At 39.9% G+C, this 19,924-nt stretch carries 16 protein-coding genes; 11 read left to right on the forward strand and 5 right to left on the reverse strand.

Translation table 11 applies throughout. The annotated features are described in order from the left end of the window. The first annotated feature begins 209 nt into the window (after positions 1 to 209). The 7 genes from ABVT42_RS18375 (at position 210) to ABVT42_RS18405 (ending at position 7,618) form a co-directional block, all read left to right on the forward strand. Complete coding sequence (locus ABVT42_RS18375) at positions 210 to 914, forward strand: SapC family protein (protein WP_353897330.1); 705 nt, start codon at positions 210 to 212, stop codon at positions 912 to 914. Between the two features lie 220 nt (positions 915 to 1,134). After that, a complete protein-coding gene (locus ABVT42_RS18380) occupies positions 1,135 to 2,169 on the forward strand; it encodes a PstS family phosphate ABC transporter substrate-binding protein (RefSeq protein WP_353897329.1) in 1,035 nt (344 codons plus the stop codon). Positions 2,170 to 2,245: 76 nt separating this feature from the next. Beyond that, a complete protein-coding gene (gene pstC / locus ABVT42_RS18385) occupies positions 2,246 to 3,646 on the forward strand; it encodes a phosphate ABC transporter permease subunit PstC (protein ID WP_353897328.1) in 1,401 nt (466 codons plus the stop codon). Further along, positions 3,639 to 4,961: a phosphate ABC transporter permease PstA gene (gene pstA / locus ABVT42_RS18390; protein ID WP_353897327.1), complete on the forward strand. Its 1,323-nt coding sequence runs from the start codon at positions 3,639 to 3,641 to the stop codon at positions 4,959 to 4,961. Before pstC ends, pstA begins: the two co-directional genes overlap by 8 nt. Positions 4,962 to 4,967: 6 nt before the next feature. Beyond that, positions 4,968 to 5,807, forward strand: coding sequence for a phosphate ABC transporter ATP-binding protein PstB (pstB, locus tag ABVT42_RS18395; RefSeq protein WP_353897326.1), 840 nt, complete (start codon positions 4,968 to 4,970; stop codon positions 5,805 to 5,807). Positions 5,808 to 5,817: 10 nt separating this feature from the next. Then, positions 5,818 to 6,540, forward strand: a complete 723-nt coding sequence (phoU, locus tag ABVT42_RS18400) for a phosphate signaling complex protein PhoU (RefSeq protein ID WP_353897325.1) — start codon at positions 5,818 to 5,820, stop codon at positions 6,538 to 6,540. A 328-nt stretch (positions 6,541 to 6,868) separates the two neighbouring features. Further along, complete coding sequence (locus tag ABVT42_RS18405) at positions 6,869 to 7,618, forward strand: hypothetical protein (RefSeq protein WP_353897324.1); 750 nt, start codon at positions 6,869 to 6,871, stop codon at positions 7,616 to 7,618. Positions 7,619 to 7,698: 80 nt separating this feature from the next. Here the strand turns inward: ABVT42_RS18405 and ABVT42_RS18410 are convergent, their stop codons facing one another. The 3 genes from ABVT42_RS18410 to ABVT42_RS18420 all read right to left on the reverse strand — a co-directional run bounded on the left by ABVT42_RS18410 (position 7,699) and on the right by ABVT42_RS18420 (position 10,515). Continuing rightward, positions 7,699 to 8,403 carry a glutathione S-transferase family protein gene (locus tag ABVT42_RS18410; RefSeq protein ID WP_353897323.1) on the reverse strand — a complete coding sequence of 235 codons (705 nt, stop codon included), beginning with the start codon at positions 8,401 to 8,403 and terminating at the stop codon, positions 7,699 to 7,701. A 139-nt stretch (positions 8,404 to 8,542) separates the two neighbouring features. After that, positions 8,543 to 9,409, reverse strand: a complete 867-nt coding sequence (gene hslO / locus ABVT42_RS18415) for an Hsp33 family molecular chaperone HslO (RefSeq protein WP_353897322.1) — start codon at positions 9,407 to 9,409, stop codon at positions 8,543 to 8,545. 302 nt (positions 9,410 to 9,711) lie between these two features. Next, on the reverse strand, positions 9,712 to 10,515 hold the full coding sequence (locus tag ABVT42_RS18420; RefSeq protein ID WP_353897321.1) for a DUF1338 domain-containing protein: 804 nt from the start codon (positions 10,513 to 10,515) through the stop codon (positions 9,712 to 9,714). A 122-nt stretch (positions 10,516 to 10,637) separates the two neighbouring features. On the opposite strand from ABVT42_RS18420, the gene ABVT42_RS18425 reads away from it, so the two are divergent. Further along, positions 10,638 to 11,561, forward strand: a complete 924-nt coding sequence (locus ABVT42_RS18425; protein WP_353897320.1) for a LysR family transcriptional regulator — start codon at positions 10,638 to 10,640, stop codon at positions 11,559 to 11,561. Between the two features lie 156 nt (positions 11,562 to 11,717). On the opposite strand, the gene fusA is transcribed toward ABVT42_RS18425, so the two are convergent. Together fusA and hslR are read right to left on the reverse strand one after the other, a co-directional pair. Further along, positions 11,718 to 13,802, reverse strand: coding sequence for an elongation factor G (gene fusA, locus ABVT42_RS18430; RefSeq protein WP_353897319.1), 2,085 nt, complete (start codon positions 13,800 to 13,802; stop codon positions 11,718 to 11,720). Positions 13,803 to 14,058: 256 nt separating this feature from the next. Continuing rightward, positions 14,059 to 14,478, reverse strand: coding sequence for a ribosome-associated heat shock protein Hsp15 (gene hslR / locus ABVT42_RS18435; protein ID WP_353897318.1), 420 nt, complete (start codon positions 14,476 to 14,478; stop codon positions 14,059 to 14,061). 749 nt (positions 14,479 to 15,227) lie between these two features. Between hslR and gspC the strand changes: the two genes are divergently transcribed. Genes gspC through gspE form a run of 3 tightly spaced genes read left to right on the forward strand, consistent with a single transcriptional unit; the run spans position 15,228 to position 19,918 of the window. Further along, positions 15,228 to 16,178, forward strand: a complete 951-nt coding sequence (gspC, locus tag ABVT42_RS18440) for a type II secretion system protein GspC (RefSeq protein WP_353897317.1) — start codon at positions 15,228 to 15,230, stop codon at positions 16,176 to 16,178. Then, positions 16,178 to 18,325, forward strand: a complete 2,148-nt coding sequence (gene gspD / locus ABVT42_RS18445) for a type II secretion system secretin GspD (RefSeq protein ID WP_353897316.1) — start codon at positions 16,178 to 16,180, stop codon at positions 18,323 to 18,325. Before gspC ends, gspD begins: the two co-directional genes overlap by 1 nt. Before the next feature lie 9 nt (positions 18,326 to 18,334). Continuing rightward, positions 18,335 to 19,918, forward strand: a complete 1,584-nt coding sequence (gene gspE, locus ABVT42_RS18450; RefSeq protein ID WP_353897315.1) for a type II secretion system ATPase GspE — start codon at positions 18,335 to 18,337, stop codon at positions 19,916 to 19,918. Positions 19,919 to 19,924: the final 6 nt, after the last annotated feature.

Below are 19,924 nucleotides of genomic sequence, written 5' to 3' on the forward strand. Positions count from 1 at the left end.
AGATTCATGCATTTGCCCTCATTCCGCCGACTTCCGAGTGATTGTATTTTCAAAGTCACTTGTGAAGTGTAGCCTTGGTAATCGGGATTTAATGCGGTTTTATAGTATAAATCGATGCTTTAAAACTTTAAATTGATGAGTCTGTTGTATCGAAAGTTTAATTAAAAGTGCTCTAATAACAATAAATTAGTGCTATTGTGGAGAATAAAATGCAGTCAAATCTAGCTCAACTCAATAATAAAGACCATAAAAATACCAAGTTGAAGGTCAATCAAAACTTCAATCATTTGGCTAATCACCATATTGCGCCAGTGATTATGCATGAAATTCCAAATGCGGCTTCTGATTTACCGGTTGTTTTTGTTAAAAACTCAGAAAATGACGATTTTTTATGTGTAGCATTACTGGGATTGAAAGAAGGTGAAAACCTTTTAGTTAAAGAGGGCGTTTGGCAAGGACCATTTATTCCTGCCGGCTATACGCATTATCCTTTAGCACTAGTGCCTCATCCAGAAGATCAAAATAAGTATTCGATTACGATTGTTACAGATAGCGAAGCTGTGAGTGAATCGGAAGGTGAAGCGCTGTATGATGAGGAAGGTAAAGAAACCGAATATTTATCCAAGCGCCGTCGTACGCTGGAAAATTATTATCAGTGTGCAGTGTTGACTCGCAATTTCATTAAGATGTTACAAGATCTGGAGTTGCTTGAAGAGCAAGGTTTCTCGTTTGAAGTTGGTGAAGATAAGCGAAATATTACTGGCGTTTATGTGGTCAACGAGAAAAAACTTAACGAGCTGTCTGATGAACAATTTCTGGATCTACGTCAAAAAGGTTTATTAGCCCCCATTTATGCCCACCTGATTTCACTTAAACAAACTCAGCGTTTAGTTGGTCGAATCGCCACCAAATAAATTACAAATTGTCATAAAGATGCCAAATTTACCCGTTAAATTTGGCATTAAAAGTGACAATAATGTTGTATCTGGTTATTAGATAGTCGGTATAGATGTAATTTTTTAATTACATCATGTTCATTTGTAATATAACCGTCACATTTCATTCATATAATCGTCACAATATCTCAATAACATGATTGCGCTTATTAAATATGTCCATACTATGGGGAAACTAATGAAACTATTACCAATGGCTTTAATCTTAGCGGCAGCTTCAAGTAGTCTGCTTGCTGCTGGACGCGATACAATCAGTGTTGTTGGATCATCAACGGTATATCCTTTTTCAACCGTTGTTGCCGAGCGTTTCGGTAAAAGTACCGAATTCAAAACGCCTAAAATCGAATCAACAGGAACTGGTGGCGGAATGAAATTGTTCTGCTCAGGAACTGGTATCGATACGCCTGACATGTCAAACGCTTCTCGTCGCATGAAAAAGAGCGAATTTGAAATGTGCCAAAAGAATGGTGTTACCAGTATTACCGAAGTATTGGTTGGTTATGATGGAATCGTCATTGCTAATTCAAAAGAAGCCAATCAACTACAAATTACTCGTAAAGAATTATTTTTGGCTTTAGCTAAGAGAGTACCTGCACAAGATGGCAGCGAAAAATTAGTTGAAAACCCCTATAAAACTTGGAATGAAATCAATCCAAAATTACCTGCACATAAAATTGAAGTTTTAGGTCCTCCGCCGACTTCTGGTACTCGTGATGCATTCGCTGAGCTGGTTTTAGAAGGTGGTTGTAAATCTTACAGCTGGATTAAAGCTATCAAAAAGAAAAATAAGAAAGAATACAAAGAAATTTGTCATTCAGTTCGTGAAGATCATGTTTATATTGAAGCGGGTGAGAACGACAACCTGATTGTTCAAAAATTAAGTGCTAATCCTAAAGCTTTAGGTATTTTTGGATTTAGTTTCTTGGATCAAAATTCAGACAAGTTACAAGGATCAATTGTTGACGGTAAAGCACCTTCATTTGAAGCTATCGCAGACGGTTCTTATCCAGTATCTCGTCCACTTTACTTCTACGTTAAAAATGCACACGTTGGTAAAGTTCCAGGTATTAAAGAGTTTTTAACCGAGTACACTAGCGAAGCGGCAATGGGTGATGAAGGATACCTGTCAGATAAAGGATTAATTCCGCTGGGTGGTGATACTTTAAAAGAAATTAGAAAGAACGTTTTATCTTTAAAAGAGCTTTCACTTTAATATTAGCTCTAAAAAATAAAAATAAATTTGGGATGGCTTCATGAGATGCTGTCTCAAATTTTTTTGGGATTGATTTATGACATCATCGACTTTGATATTTGCTGTATTGTTCCTTGCTCTGTTAAGTTATTGGTACGGGATGCACCGCGCAATTCAGGTTGCCGGAGGAATAACCAAAGTAAAAAAACTGGTGTCATTACCACGTCAATTTGGTTTGCTCACTGCATTATGGTGTGGTGTTCCAGCATTAATCACATTGGTGATTTGGAGTTCTTTCGAAAGCAACGTTATTAACTGGCTATTGGTTAATCAGCTACCACAAAGTATTCAAGAGCTCTCCCGTGCAGAACTCAGTCTGTATTTAAATGATATAAAAATTCTCTCACAAGATTCTCAACTGGCAGAAACTTTTGCAGGTAACGTAACTGATCCTAAATTCATTGCCGCGCAGCACATGCAGCAACTGGTTACCAATGCAAGCTGGATGAAAAGTGCGATGATTTTTCTCATATGTATTACTGCGGTGTTGTATATTGTCAGTCGCTACAATACTGAATTTCAAGCCCGGGTTGCCATTGAAAAAATCGTTTTACGCATTTTAGTTGGCTGTTCTGTTATCGCCATACTGACCACACTTGGTATTGTATTGTCAGTACTTTTTGAATCCATCGTTTTTTTTAGTGCGGTTCCTCCTTGGGAGTTCTTATTTGGTCTTGAGTGGAGCCCGCAAACTGCTATGCGTGCGGATCAGGTTGGGTCTTCAGGGGCATTTGGTGCCATTCCTTTATTTGCTGGCACAATGCTGATTACTTTGGTTGCCATGTTGATGGCTGTGCCTGTTGGCCTGATGACCGCAATATACTTGTCACAATATGCCTCAGAAAGGTTACGCTCTTTTGCTAAACCCATGCTGGAAATTTTAGCGGGTATTCCAACAGTTGTTTACGGTTTCTTCGCGGCGTTAACAGTTGCTCCCTTTGTGCGAGATGCCGGAGAGTACTTTGGGTTAAATGTTGCTTCAGAAAGTGCGCTAGCTGCGGGGTTGGTCATGGGGGTTATGATTATCCCGTTTGTTTCCTCTTTGTCAGATGACGCCATTAATGCTGTTCCCAAGGAATTAAAAGAAGGTTCCCTTGGCATGGGCGCAACCATGTCAGAAACGATCAAAAAAGTTCTGCTGCCCGCGGCTTTACCAGGTATTGTTGGTGCTTTTCTACTAGCTATCTCGCGAGCGATTGGTGAAACCATGATTGTTGTAATGGCGGCTGGGATGGCAGCTAATTTAACCGCTAATCCGCTCGACTCAGTGACTACTGTAACGGTGCAAATTGTTGCCTTACTCACCGGGGATCAAGAGTTTGACAGTCCAAAAACATTGGCAGCTTTTGCACTGGGGCTGATGCTATTTGTCACGACTTTGGCACTGAATGTTATCGCACTGAAAATTGTAAGAAAATACCGAGAGCAGTATGACTAATTCCGCTAACCAACAAAATAGCTCACAAGCGAGTAGCTCTATGAATCGTTCAGCGACTACCGAAAAAGTAAAACGAAGTCTGACGCGTCGTCATCGCAATGAAACCATTTTTAAAACGGCGGGATTACTTTCGGTTAGTTTAGGTTTTTTACTCGTTTTCAGTTTAATTTCCGATATTGTGGTGAAAGCGCTTCCGGCATTTCATCAACACTGGGTAAAGTTAGAGATAGACTATCGTGCTGACTGGTTAAATCTGGAATCTTTAGATATTGAAGCATTAAAAAGTGCGGATTATCGTAAAGTGCTCAAAGAGTCATTGAAAGTAATGAATCCCGAGGTTTCTGGCCGACGGGATAAACGCGAATTTGCCAAAATGGTTAGCACAAATGCCGAATTTAGAATTAAAGATGCGTTAATTGCGTCGCCAGAGTTACTTGGAAAAAAAGCACAAGTCTGGGTTAAGCTCGATGATGATATCGATAGTTACTTAAAAGAAGTTGGTGTTAGCGGCGAAGCTGGCGTTAGAGTTAGTGAAAAGCAGGCTAACTGGGTAAAGGGGTGGTATGACGCGGGGCTAATCGAAAAGCGCTGGAATACTGACTTTTTCTCAACGGGAGTGTCGCGAGAACCAGAGCTGGCAGGTGTACAAGGTGCATTAATGGGAACTTTGCTCACCATGATGGTTACTTTACTGCTATCTTTTCCCTTAGGTGTCGCTGCTGCTATTTATCTGGAAGAGTTTGCACCGCAAAATCGCTGGACTGATTTTATTGAAGTCAATATTAACAACTTGGCGGCTGTACCTTCAATTGTATTTGGTTTACTCGGCCTTGCCGTCATAATTAATCTATTTGGATTACCCCGCTCAACCCCGTTAGTTGGGGGAATTGTACTGACCTTAATGACATTGCCCACAATTATTATTGCCAGTCGAGCGTCAATAAAAGCAGTGCCTCCGTCAATCAGAGAAGCCGCTTTAGGACTTGGTGCATCGAAAATGCAAGTTGCGTTTTCCCATGTCTTGCCAATGGCAATGCCGGGAATTATTACCGGTACTATCATTGGTATGGCTCAAGCGCTTGGAGAAACAGCCCCGCTATTGATGATCGGTATGGTTGCCTTTATAGTAGATGTACCTGGCGGTGTGTTGGATCCTGCTACGGTAATGCCTGTGCAGATATTTTTATGGGCGGATAGCCCCGAAAGAGCATTTGTTGCAAAAACTTCTGCAGCAATACTAGTGCTTTTAGGATTTTTAATGATTATGAACTCTTCCGCAGCGTTTCTGCGCAAGAAATTTGAAAAGCGCGTGTAGGTTAGCATGATGAAAGATATAGCTTTTTCCGACAATCTCATCTCTCAGGATATCGAGGTGGGTGAAACAGTAGGTAATGTGTTTGCTGAAGATGCCAAAATGTCGATGCGAAATGTCAACGTTTATTATGGTGAAAAACAAGCAATCAATAATGTCAGTCTCGATTTAGCCAGAAACCAGGTAACCGCTTTGATAGGCCCGTCTGGATGTGGTAAGTCGACTTTTTTGCGTTGTTTAAATCGTATGAATGATACGATTCCAATTTGTCGAGTAACCGGCGACTTGTTACTTGAAAGCGAAGATATTTACGCAAAAAATCTTGATCCGGTTTTACTGAGAGCGAGAGTTGGGATGGTTTTTCAAAAGCCAAATCCATTTCCGAAATCAATTTATGAAAATGTTGCTTACGGTCCCAAAATTCACGGATTAGCGGCCAATAAAGCAGAATTAGATGAAATTGTTATTAACAGTTTGCAGCGCGCAGGTTTGTTTCAAGAGGTTAAAGACCGATTGGATGCACCTGGAACCGGACTTTCGGGTGGTCAGCAACAACGACTTTGTATCGCTCGAACCATTGCTGTTAGTCCTGAAATTATTTTGATGGACGAACCCGCATCTGCATTGGACCCAATAGCGACTGCGGTTATTGAAGAGTTAATTGATGAGCTGAAAGAAAAATATACCATTGCTATCGTTACCCACTCTATGCAGCAAGCTGCAAGGGTTTCGCAAACAACGGCTTATTTCCACATGGGACAACTGGTTGAAATGGGCAAAACTGAACAAATATTTACCAATCCTCAGCACACCTTGACAGAAAACTATATCACTGGCCGTTTTGGGTAAGGAGGTTTAAGTGGAAAACGATTTACATTTAACACAACATATTTCTAAGCGATTTAACGAAGAGCTTGAAGAAGTCCGTAACCAGGTACTTAAAATGGGCGGCCTGGTCGAGCAGCAGGTTCGACAAGGGCTTACCAGTCTTCTCAACTCTGATCTGACGCTGGCACAACATGTGGTCGATGACGATGTTAGAGTCAATCAAATGGAAGTTGATATTGACGAAGCCTGTACTCAGATTTTGGCCAGACGCCAACCTGCCGCGAGTGATTTGCGCTTGATGGTGAGTATTATTAAAACCATTACTGATTTAGAAAGAATTGGTGATGAAGCGGTAAAACTTGGTAAGAATGCGCGTAAGTTATCCGATGATGGAAGAAATGCCCGTCAATATATTGAGTTAAGACATCTGGGTGAGCATGTCATTGAAATCCTTAATAAAGCTTTAACCGCTTATGCTCGAATGGATGTTGCTGCGGCTTTGGAAATTATTAAAAGTGATCGAGTAATTGACGAAGAGTTTGATAACATTTCACGCTTACTGATTACAAAAATGATGGAAGATCCCAGAGAAATCAAAAACGCACTTCGAATTTCCTGGTGTGCCAGAGCTCTTGAGCGTGTTGGTGATCATACAAAGAATATTTGTGAATATATTGTATATTTGGTAAAAGGCAAAGATGTTCGACATACTAGTGTCGAAGAAATTCATCGTAAAATTACCGACTTTAGTTAAGTTGCATTCCAGGTTTATGCTATCAGTTTTGATAGGTTAAACTTGAAACTTGCTAATTAAATAGATTGGCAAATAAAACTTAAAGCAGCGTAGAATGCGATTCTACGCTGCTTTTTTTGTGGTTTTAATTGCGTCTTAATATTTGAAGAAATGCGTCTTGAACAGCCTGCTTATTCAGTTTGATGACAACAGCATGAAAAAAATGATTGTTTAAATAAATGATGATGATTTATTTAAACCTGCTTTATCTCGTCTTAGTATAGTTGCTGGGCATTATTTATTGACTTGTATAAACTGCCCCGCAGTCGAATCAAGGAAATAATTGAGCATGTCAAAAACGGAATCATCCTGCAGCAAAATATTGTTTTGTACAATCGCTGCTTTTATTATTTTGGGATTGTACAGCCCTATTGGTAAAACTCACTCTTCGGTTATGCCGAATTTTGACTATAAGACAACTTATCCACTTTTTAATTATACGGATTCATTGACTATTCAGTCTGAGAAAGCAGAAAAATATCAGCAAGTGGTTTCTTATCAAGCGCAATCAAATCCATTGGCAGTTGAAAAGTTAAAACATCGTATCACGTTGCTATTTAAAAAATATCAAGACAAAATTTATCGATTCGAAGATCGTAGCAGCTACTTTACGATTGATCCTCGGTTACGAGTAAAGTTGGGTGTTGATTTGAACTTTAGTGGAATAATTATTCCATCATCAGAAACACGCATTGTCAATGTGAGCAGACGTTATATTGGCGAAATTGTTGAGGGTGGTAATATCAATGTTAGCTCAGATAGCCAGGTTTTTTATCGAGATTTCTTGGTTAGTATTCAATTTGAAACAACAGAGTTTGTCGAGACTAAACGAATAGTTAAGCGACATTCTCTAGCATTGGGTAAATCATTAAAGCTAAATTTTTATCGTGATAATATTTTTTATAATGTAAAACGCGAGTCGGTATTGGTCGAGGGGCTCGCGGAGACCTTTGCTAACTATCGTATTTATCAAGCTGAATTGTTGGATAACACACTGCGCAAACGAAATTCATTTCGTAGCGCAGTCAATCAAAAGTAACATAGTGATTTATAAGTCGTGTAGTTAATCAAAAATAGGGGTTTAATTTAGCGCAAGTCGTTTAAATATCCTGTGCATTATCAATCACGATAGTAAGTTTGCTGAAACCGCTGACAGTATTTAACTAATCCCTGGTGTTGTTTGGCTAAGCTATTAAAAGAATTATCCAGCTCAGCTAAAATAAATTCGGCAAGGAATGCATAAACAGTGGCATCTAAAGAGCAAGGTTTATCACCAAAGATAAAAGGTTTTTCGCCAATTAAATCTGCTAGAGCCTGAAATGAACGTGCCGTAATATGTTCGATTTCATTGCGTGAATGGCGTGAAATCCCCTGATTGTGTAAGGTTTTTAAAACACCTTTACGTGCAACATTCGGTAAGATTTGTTTAATGGGAAATGGAAACTTACCAAAAAATGCTTGCTTAACCTGGGGCCAGGTTTTTTCACAATACCAGCGAGAATACACCAAAATAAAATATAAGTTTTCATCAAGAGACTTAGTGATTAAATAAGCCGTAGCTTTTTGCTCATCAGTCAGATGGGCATCTAACTGTACATCATAATAAGATTCGAGGTACTCAAGAATAAACTGCGAATCTGCAACCGTTTTATTATTGTCTTTAATGAAAGGCAATTTACCTTTGGGCGCACGTCTGGAATTAGTTAATGCCGGTTTTACCGCGAATTCAATATTGGCTAAACGCAAATAGGCATCGACCTTTAAAACAAAAGGACTGGGATCAGGCATACCCAGATACGAACCAAAAGTATAGAGTGTTAACATAAATACTCCTTGAGCATAAAGCTGGACCAAATTTTAGGTGCTAGTGTAATACGCCTGACAATAATATGTCAGGTGTAAAGCGTTGAATTAGTGTTAAATGCTTTATTTAAATTTTACCCGTATTTGTCTGCTCTAACCGCTAGTGATGAGTTGTATTACTATTAACCTGCTGGCTTGCTTTTTGATGGGCTTTAATTTCAAATTCGCTAAACTGAAATTGATCCAGACAAAACTCACATTTAATTTCGATAAACCCTTCTTCACTTAAAATTTCGTTTATTTCACTTTTGGGCAGAAGATTCAACGAGTCGAGCATCTTTTGCTGACTACAACTACACACAAAATGCACCTCGTTTACCGATAAGTACTGAACGCTCTCTTGATGAAATAGGCGATGAAATAATGTCGCAGCACTTTCGCTGAGTGCTTCAGCTTGGCTTAAAGTTGAGGCCAAATAACCCAAGTGCTCAAAAGATTTTTCGTCCTGCATATCCGGTAAGGCTTGTAATAGCAAACCACATGTTTGCGTTTCATTGGTAAATATCCATATACGAGTTGCCAACTGTTCTGATTGCATAAAATAATTTTCGACACATTGAGTAAGCGTTTCTCCATCAAGAGGTACAATACCCTGATAGCGTTTACCTTGAGTGGGTTCAATCGTAATGGCCAGGTGACCTTGTGAAACGATATCTTTAAAACAAAAGTCGGTGAAATCTGTTTCTTCATCAAAACGAGCCAACCCTCGATAGTCGAGTTCGTGTGTTGTTTGCACAATGAGCATTTTTAATGGACCCGAAGACTGAAGCTGAAGTGACACTCGCCCTTCAAATTTTAAACTTGTCGCTAATAGCGCATTGATAGTTGCTGCCTGAAATAAAAGGTCGGCAATAAAAGGGGGATATTGATGGCCGTTAATTAGTCTTTGGGCCGACTCTTCGAGCTTGACCAGTTGACCTCGAATACCATCATTATCAAATAAAAATCGGTGAATTGTATCGCTCATAAGGTTAGATAAATTTCAAATTTAAGGTGGAGTAGTGGGTGCGTTAAGCTTTGGTGGAGCATTATAGCGGTGTCTGTCGGGTTGACCAACTGTAAAATCTATCTAACCTTAACTGATTTAGAATGCTAGGCTATTCTATTAGGATTATTAATCCTAACATAGAGTAAATGAATATAAGGCAGTAAATATAAGCTAAATCAATATAAGTAAAGAATAATAAGTCAAATAGTTAATACAGGTGCGCTGATGCGTTTTAGTTGGAAACAGGGCGCTTTAAGTTGCCAGTGCCCTGTATAGCAAATTTAAGCGGCTTTGCTGTCAGTACTTTCAAAAATTTTATCTGCAGATGAAGCGATAAATCCCTTAAAAATTTCGCCGTTCGCCATCTTGTGCCGTTGTGCAAATTCATAGAAACAACTGGGTATTTGTTTTTTGCAATCACTGAAGGTTACCTCAACCGAATTAGCCATGGTTGATGACTGCTCCAGAAAAGAGGCGGGTGTCCCTTTAATTTCACCACCAGAAGTATTCAATGCAAATCCATTGTCCTTTAAAAATTGATTAACAGCTGAAATGTTCTCAAACTGTGTCAAATGATTGATTGAAACTGTAAAATGATTTGGTCTGAATCCAAAGGCCGCAACCCAAGCTGCATATTCACTTTCGGCTAACAGTTTTTGATAGGTTTCGTAGCTAATTTCCCAGTGACGTCCGGAGTATAAGAAGTCTGGTTGCGCGATAACAGACATATCCATTTGTGAAACTAACTCTGCAATTATTGATTGGACTGTTGCCGAAAACTCTTCAACTTTGAGTTCACTGATAAAAACCAGTGGCATATCGGGGTGAGTAAAGTGTTGGGCACGTAGTTTCTTTTGAGCAAAATCATATTCACCTGCAGACTGGTATCCTGCGTTAATTAATGGTTTAGCAATTTCTTCTACGGTTAGTCCCGGTACACCATAAGTTCTCAAGGCAACGTGATCATTAACAACCGTATCTTTTTGCTCAAATAATTGGAATATTTTTAATGCATCTGGATTGAGTGCCAAGTAATCTTGCCACATATTTTCAAAAAGCTGTTCAATATTTTGTTGATTTGCCATAGTCGGTTATCTCTGAAAAATGTCTTTAAAAACAACTGTAAACTTGAATTTGCGGTGCACTATAGCTATTTTTTAGCTAAAGGAATATTATTGTTTTCTGATATTAGATATAGGTTTTTGTTATGGATTTGCGTGAGCTTAGGTATTTTGAAGCGGTTTATGAACAGGAAAGCATTAGTGCCGCTGCTAAACATAGTTTTGTATCGCAGCCATCGATTTCTGCAGCAATTCAAAGTCTGGAACAATATTTGGGCGAAGCGCTGTTTATAAGGCATGCTCGAGGGGTCAGTGCAACTGAGGCAGGGCACCGTTTGTATCCTTTATCGAAGCAGTTAACTGGACAGGCCAAGTCAATTAAACAAATCTTTCAGCAAAAAGCGGCAATACGACCTTTCCGTCTAGGTGTCGTTGCTGCTCTAGGTGCATCTCGAATGAGTCATCTAATCAAAGAAATTATAGATTCTGTCGACGGGTTAGAGCTGACCTTGGTTGACCCCGAAAAACGCTCATGTGATGCTCGTATCATCGCTGCTAATATGCTCCGCCCTCAAGAAACCTTTTTACCTTTTTGGCAAGATGAGTTTCTAATGGCGTTACCTCCGGGGCATCCGCTTAGTTATCAGAGCGAATTGGCGTTATCAGATCTGGATGGACTAAATTTTATTTTTAGAAGCCCTAGTCTGGTGACTCGAGATTTAATGCGGGCGATTGAGCCGATGGGAATAAAAATGAATATTCGCGCTAGAATTCGGACCGTTGAATATGCGGTAGAATTGGTCGGAGCGGGCGTTGGCGCGGCATTAGTTCCGAATCATCCGAGTTTTTATCATTCGCAGCAACTTAAGCTGTTACCCGTCGCGGGTATGACGTTCTTACGTACAATCGGGCTGGCTTATGTGGCTAATGACACGGTTCAACGGCGAGGACCTACTGATGTCTGCGCTGATAGCCTGGGTGAAATTAAAGGTGAGATGCTCAATGAAACAAAATATGAAGTACTTGATTCAATTATCAATATTTGCAAGATAAATCGACAAATTGATTAGTGGTTGCGGGATGTTTTTATTTGGCTACTACTGAAACCGGGCTGATTTTTTTGGGGCTAACAACACTATCAATTATGCGTACTTGCTAATAAAAAATACCCCTGGTACGCAATGACTCAGGGGTATTTATCGAAGTGAAATAATCTTAATTAAAGATTATTTCTTCGCATTTCTTTCTTTTGCTTCTGCAATTACGGCTTCAGCAACACTGTTTGGACAAGGCAGGTAGTGTGAGAATTCCATTGAGAATTGACCACGACCAGAAGTCATTGTACGTAAGTGCCCAATGTAACCGAACATTTCAGCCAGTGGAACATCTGCTTTAATACGTACGCCAGTTACACCTGCTTCTTGTGATTTAATCATGCCTCGACGACGGTTTAAGTCACCAATAACATCACCAACATGATCTTCTGGTGTGAACACGTCGACTTTCATAATTGGTTCAATTAATTGTGGTCCCGCTTTTGGCATTGATTGGCGGAATGCACTTTTGGCTGCAATTTCGAAAGCAATCGCACTTGAGTCAACTGCGTGGAATCCACCGTCAAATAATTCAACTTCAACATCTTGAACTGGGAATCCAGCCAAAACACCTTCGTTCATCATTAATTGGAAGCCTTTCTCAACAGCAGGCCAGTATTCACGAGGAACGTTACCACCAACAACTTTAGATTCAAATTTGAATCCAGTGCCTGGCTCGGCAGGTCTGATTCGATAATCGATTTTACCAAACTGACCAGAACCACCAGATTGTTTCTTATGTGTATAGCTATCTTCAATCATTTGCGTGATTGTTTCGCGATAAGCAACTTGAGGTTGACCAACTTCTAGCTCAACGCCGTAAGTACGCTTTAAAATATCAACTTTGATATCGAGGTGAAGTTCACCCATTCCTTTTAAGATGGTATCACCGGTTTCTTCATCAGTTTCAACCTGGAAGGTTGGATCTTCTGCAACCATTTTACCAATTGCAATCCCCATCTTCTCGCTGCCACCTTTATCTTTTGGTTTAACTGCAATTGAGATTACTGGTTCAGGGAAAACCATTGGCTCTAGTGTACATGGTTTATTGGAATCACACAGTGTATGTCCAGTTTGAACGTTTTTCATACCAACTACGGCAATGATATCACCTGCCTGGGCTTTATCCAGTTCGGTTCGCTCATTAGCATGCATTTCAACCATACGGCCAATACGCTCAGTTTTACCCGTGAATGAGTTAAGGATTGTGTCACCTTTCTTCATAACACCAGAGTAAATACGGATAAAGGTTAAGGCACCAAAACGGTCGTCCATTATTTTAAAAGCCAATGCTCTTAACGGCTCGTCAGCAGAAACGGTAGCAACTTCACCTGTTTCATTACCTTCTTCGTCGGTTAATGGCTGTGGTTCAACTTCAGTTGGTGAAGGCAAGTAATCAACAACTGCGTCCAAAACTAATTGAACCCCTTTGTTCTTAAACGCACTACCACAGTAAGTTGGGAAAAATGCCAAGTCACGTGTTCCTTTACGAATACAACGCTTAATATCTTCTATTGAAGGCTCTTCACCTTCCAGATATTTTTCCATCAATTCGTCGTCTTGTTCAACCGCAGTTTCAATTAACATTTCACGATATTCAGCCGCTTTTTCTTTCATGTCGTCCGGAATATCTTGTACTTCGTAGTTTTCAGGTAAACCGGTATTATCCCAAACGAATGCTTTTTGGCTCAATAGATCAACAACACCAACAAAGTCGTCTTCAATTCCGATTGGCAGTGTCATGACCAGAGGATTTGCCCCAAGTACATTTTCAACTTGTTTTACCACACGGTAGAAGTCTGCACCCATACGGTCAAGTTTGTTGACGAAGATAATGCGTGCAACTTCTGAATCGTTAGCATAACGCCAGTTGGTCTCAGATTGAGGTTCTACACCACCACTACCACAAAATACACCGATACCACCGTCCAATACTTTTAATGAACGGTACACTTCAACTGTAAAGTCAACGTGTCCAGGGGTGTCGATGATATTCATTCGATGGTCTTTCCAGAAACAGGTAGTCGCAGCTGACTGGATGGTAATACCACGCTCTGCTTCCTGTTCCATGAAGTCAGTAGTTGACTCACCGTCGTGTACTTCACCTGTTTTGTGGATCTTACCGGTAAGCTTTAAAATACGCTCGGTCGTCGTGGTCTTACCCGCGTCAACGTGAGCGAAAATGCCTATGTTTCTGTATTTAGATAAATCAGCCATTGTTCTACTCTATGTCTTAAAAATAATTCTAATGAAAGTGGTAAATTCGTGGCGCATATGCGAAAGGCGCGCATTATACACTAGATAAAAGCTCTCGGCTATTTGGATTATGCATAAAATTTAAACAAAGTTCTGCCAAACTTAAATCCGTATAATTAATGACCTTTACAAGGTATTAAAATAACTTGAATATATTTTAAGGAGTTAAGCTAGGGTTTCCCATATAAAGGTCTTGGCTAAAAGTAAGCATTTACTTTTAGCTGCCTTCTGCATTAGGGTTGTAGTCATGAATATTTTTAAATCGATGGATTGCTCTGCGCTGCTTTTTGTCGGGTTTGCGCTGCGTAATAGGCGCTGCCATCTTGCGCATCATGGTCATCTGTTCGCGTTTTTCAATACTCTCAGGTGTTTCTTCATATAAGGTTTGAGCAATTTTTGCCGGCCCCCGTTGTTCAGAAAGCTCCTTAACGACTACCGTTTTTTCATCAAATCCCTGCCGCAGTTTAATTGTGTCGCCAATCTGTATAATCTTACCAGGTTTAGGCTTTTGTCCTTCACAATGAACTTTTCCGCCTTCAATCGCGGCTTTGGCAATTGCTCGGGTTTTATAAAAGCGACACGCCCAAAGCCATTTATCTAATCGAATTTTATTAGCTAGTTTACGCTCTTGTGACATCTTTCCTGCTTCTAATCAAAAAATTACAATCTCATAAATTATTTTGGTATCCTTTGAACCCTTTTCAACAATTTATGCGTTTGTATCGCTAAATTGACGCCATATAACGAATATTGGCCTATGAAAATGCAAATATTCACATTTGAATGACTACATTTGTAGTATTCTTCCGTGTTAAATTGGCAAAACAAGTATAATTAAGAACAATCATTATACGAACTCATCGACAAAAAGGTAGTTTTTCCTGTAGGACAAAAATACTGAAGCATGAATTCACCGTCAGTTTGGTTTATCTCTGTTTAAATCATAACTGTTAATTTATGGTAATCGGTTATCGCCTCGGCGGATAAATGCGAGTCGAGAGTTGGTGTAACAATTGAGTTGGCACAATTAAGTCAACTTAATAATAAAAGTGAGCTAAATAAAATTAAGCTTAATAATTTTTGCAAATGCGCTATCGGCTATTAGTAACAAAGTGTTTTAGACAAGCTTTTGTTGCATAAAATAATTTATAGTGCAGTGTAATTTGTAATGTGAGTATCATTGTTTAACTATTTAGTAGTTAATTAGAAAGTGTTCTAATTAATCTGTAAATAGTAACGAGCAAAAACACAGATTGTCTGATTAAATCAGCCTGATTGGCTGATTTTTCAGGATTCGAGCTTGTTTATTGTGTAGTACTATGATTTATTCTAAGAGAATAAATTGACTATCGCTGTTATGGCATTGACATCAATAAGATGGAAGAAATGAGTTTTTCTAAGTTTACATCAGCAGACTGGTATAAAAATTACAATAACTGGTTACCTTGGGCGCAATGGCTTGGAGGGATTATTGTTGTCATTTTTCTGGCGAAAATATTCTGGCTTTGGGCTTTATATTTCACTATGCCCTCTGAATTTAAACCAATTAAAGTGATGCCTGCGAATTCTGCTAGCTCGACCCGTAGTATTGATATTTCTAAAGTTGTGAATATGAACCTGTTTGGCGCCATAATTGAACAGGTTGTAGAGGTCAAACCGGTAGTTGAAAATGTTGTTGAAACTAGCCTCAATTTAAAGCTACGCGGTATTTATGCCGCCGATACTGTTGAAAAAGCAAACGCAATTATCGAGGATGATCGCGGCAAACAGGAAGTTTATTTCATTGGCGAAAAGCTTAAAGTCAGTGGCCGGGTTTATTTGCGTCAGGTTTACGCTGACAGGGTTATTCTAGAAACTAATGGACGTAGAGAATCTCTAACTCTCGAACAACCTGAGCTGGTAATAAAAACGACTAGTTCACCTTACAGTAAAGCACCACCTTCTTTACCCACTAAAGATTCACCAAGAAGAACAAAAGTAGACGATAAACGTAAAGATGATCGTTTAACCGAAAAGCTCAGTGAATACCGAAATAAACTATCCAGTGATCCACAAAGTGTTGCCGACATTATTAGTGGGCAACCACACTATGTAAACGGCGAGCTTCAAGGGTTCCGTATTCAGCCTGGAAAAGATAAGCGTTTATTTCAAGAGCTTGGGTTAAGAAGAAATGATATTGTGACATCGATAAATGGTGTTGGATTAACCAATATTCAAGATGCGATGAGACTCATGGGTGACATGCAGTCATTTAAAGAAATGAGCGTTGAAATTCAGCGTGGTAACCAGCAGTTAAACATTTTAGTGAATTTAAATCAAAACGTAGGACGTAAATAGTGCAACCGGTAACACACATAAAAAAGAAAAACTTCAGGACCAGTCGCTTGCTGAGTATGGCATGCGGATTGTTTTTTGGGGCTCTCTTTATATCTCCAGGTACATTTGCGGCAAAAGCCACCTTAAACCTTAAAGATACCGATATTGAGGTATTTATAGAGAGTGTCAGCCGGATAACCGGAAAAACTTTTATACCGGATCCACGTGTTAAAAATAAGAAGGTAACCGTTATTTCTCAGCACGAAATGGATGAAGATGAAATTTTTGCGCTATTTTTGAGCGTCCTGCAAGTGCATCAGTTTTCGGCGGTTGAAGTCAATGGCTACTATAAAATTGAACAGCTACAGTCAGCAAAACAGGATGCCGTGCCTGTTTATACTGAAAAAACAGCAAATAAATATAAGGGTGATCAATTAGTTACCCGTGTGATCAAGGTGGATAATATCGACGTGGGTCAATTGGTGCCACTATTACGGACCCTAATTTCGACGCAAGGGCACATGGCACAGTACAAACCAACTAACGTTATGGTTATTCATGATACTGCGGCCAACTTGGAGCGTATTGTAAAAATCATACGTCAGATTGATAAAGAGAGTAACGAAGAAATAGAAGTTATTCCACTTGAGCATGCATCCGCGTCGGAAGTTGTTCGAATTTTGGAAAGCCTCGAAAAACAAGCTGGGCAGTCAAAAGGGCCTTCTGAGAGTGTTCCGCGGTTTGTTGCTGACGAAAGAACCAATAGCATTTTACTGAGTGCCGATAGCAAGACATCGCTACGTTTACGGGCTTTGATTGCTCAGTTAGATTCTGAAATCAGTAATAGCGGGAATACCAAAGTTATTTACCTGAAATATGCAGATGCTGAAGAAATTGCCACTTTATTAGAAGGGGTTGGTGAATCGATTGAAAGTGAGACGCAGGATAAAGCTCAGCCTCGTCGTCAGGCTCGCGGCAGCAACAAAGCTTACTCAATAAAAGCGCATGCAGAAACCAACTCTTTAGTCATTACTGCTGCACCTGACATTATGCGTTCATTTGAATCAGTTATTTCGCAACTGGATTTACGCCGTAAACAAGTTCATGTTGAGGCAATTATTGTTGAAATTGCTGATTCAAAAGTTAAAGAGCTGGGCGTGCAATGGGCCACTGAAGCCGGTTTGGTTAATTTTACAAATAGTTCGCCATCAATTGCCCAGGTTGGTGCTGGTGTTTTAGCTAAACGCGGTATCGATCAAGGAAAAACAACAACTGTTATCGACGGCAATATTGTGACCGAAGATCGTCCTAGTAACGGTGATAACGGCGCACTTCTGGGACAGGTGTTGTCCGGTGTTACGGGGGCGTTATTTGGTTTTACCGACGACAAATCTTGGGCGGGTCTGTTAAAAGCGCTTGCCACCGATACTGACTCAAATGTCCTTTCAACACCTAGCTTAACTACGCTTGATAATCAGGAAGCTTCAATCAGTATTGGTCAGGAAGTACCTATCATTACTGGCTCAACACTAGGTGGAAACAATCAAAATCCATTTAATACCATTCAGCGAAAAGATGTCGGTATCAAACTAAAAATTACACCTCAAATTAATGAAGGTAATGCTGTTTTGCTGGAAATTGAACAAGAAGTTTCCAGCATTGCTGGTGCAACTGAAGCGGATATTGTGACGAATAAACGCCAGATTAAAACCAGTGTACTTGCAGGTAATGGCCAAACTATCGTATTAGGTGGTCTGATTGACGACAATATTCAAGAAAGTGCACAAAAAGTGCCGGTTTTGGGGGATTTACCATTACTCGGCAGCTTGTTCTCTTCAAAAGCAACCAATAAGGTTAAGCGAAATCTGATGGTATTTATTCGACCATCAATCATCAGTGATGCCGCTGGTTTCGATGATATCAGCTCGCGCAAATATAACTTTATTCGTGCACAGCAATTAAATTGGCAGCAACGCGGTGTTTCGCTGATGCCTAGTGCTGATTCTGCTTTGTTACCTGACTGGAATGAAAGACTGGCATTGCCTCCGTCTTATGACGAAACTATGAAAAACTATGAGCAAGATTTAAAACAGCAAGCTGAGTCAGTTGAAAGTGAGAATGAAAAAGACAAAGACAATGACGATGCTGCCACCGAATCAAAAGACTAGGTAAATATCATGTCGGTTAGCGAGTTTATTCAACAAGAAGAAATAGCTGAATCTTTGTCTGAAGGCGTTGAGTTAGCGTCTGATGGCGAGCATGAGCAAGCAGGTAGTGGAAAACTGCCTTTTGCTTTTGCTAAACGCCACGGGATCATTATTCGTGTTAAAAATAAAGATAATAATGCTCAGTTACAGCAAGAAGTTGTCGCAGTAATCAAAAAAGAAACTGAACTTGCGGCTATGGCGGAAACTCGGCGTTTTGCTGGTGGTAAACTGAAGTTTGAGCAAGTAACTCAAGAACAGTTTGAAGCAATTTTAGGTGAGGTTTATCAAGACAACTCTGGTGAAGCGATGGCTGCAATGGAAGATATTGGTGAAGATATCGATCTGTTTCAGCTAGCTGAAGAATTACCACAAACAGAAGATTTGCTTGAAGCTGACGACGACGCCCCCGTTATTAAATTAATTAATGCCTTGTTAACCGAATCGATCAAAATGAATGCATCAGATATTCATATTGAAACCTTTGAAAATGATATGAAAGTGCGGTTTCGAGTTGATGGTGTTTTACGTGAAATTTTATCTCCCAGTAAAAAGCTGGCGCCTTTATTGGTTTCGCGTATCAAGGTTATGGCCAAGCTCGATATAGCAGAAAAGCGGATCCCTCAAGACGGTCGAATTGCATTAAAAATCGCTAATCGTGGCGTTGATGTGCGGGTTTCCACCATTCCATCAAGTCATGGTGAACGAGTGGTATTACGTTTACTTGATAAACAGGCTGGGCGACTTGATTTTTCTCACTTGGGAATGTCGCCGCGGTTGATGCAGGGAATGAGTGATATTTTACATAAACCTCACGGTATTATTCTAGTGACTGGGCCGACAGGGTCTGGTAAGACGACGACTCTTTATGCTGGGCTTACACTGCTCAATCACACTTCGCGTAATATATTAACGGTTGAAGATCCGATTGAGTATTTACTCGAAGGTATAGGTCAAACTCAAGTTAACAGTAAAGTTGATATGACTTTTGCTCGTGGCTTGAGAGCAATATTACGACAAGATCCTGATGTGGTGATGGTTGGGGAAATTCGTGACCTAGAAACCGCACAAATTGCGGTACAAGCCAGTTTAACTGGACACTTGGTACTTTCTACTTTGCATACCAATACCGCCTCTGGCGCGGTGACTCGACTTCAAGATATGGGGATTGAGCCATTTTTGCTTTCTTCCAGTTTGCTTGGTGTGCTGGCTCAACGTTTGGTACGAACTCTCTGTCCTTCGTGTAAACGGGGAGAGCAAGCGAATACCAAAGAGTGTGAATTAATGGGATTTGATGCCTCTAACCCACCCACAATTTATCATGCTGAAGGATGTGCTGAATGTAATAATCTTGGTTATAAAGGACGACAAGGGATATTTGAATTTTTGCAAGTTGACGAAGATATACGTGACATGATCCATAATGGGGCTGGCGAGTTGGATATTGAGCGCCATGCTCGAAAAGCTGGATTTAGTATTCGTGAAGATGGTAAACGCCGAGTTCTTGAAGGCATCACGACTGTTGAAGAAGTTTTGCGTGTGACACGCGAAGATTAAGTGGTG

Source organism: Aliikangiella maris (genome assembly GCF_040719265.1).
GTDB lineage: Bacteria > Pseudomonadota > Gammaproteobacteria > Enterobacterales > Kangiellaceae > Aliikangiella > Aliikangiella maris.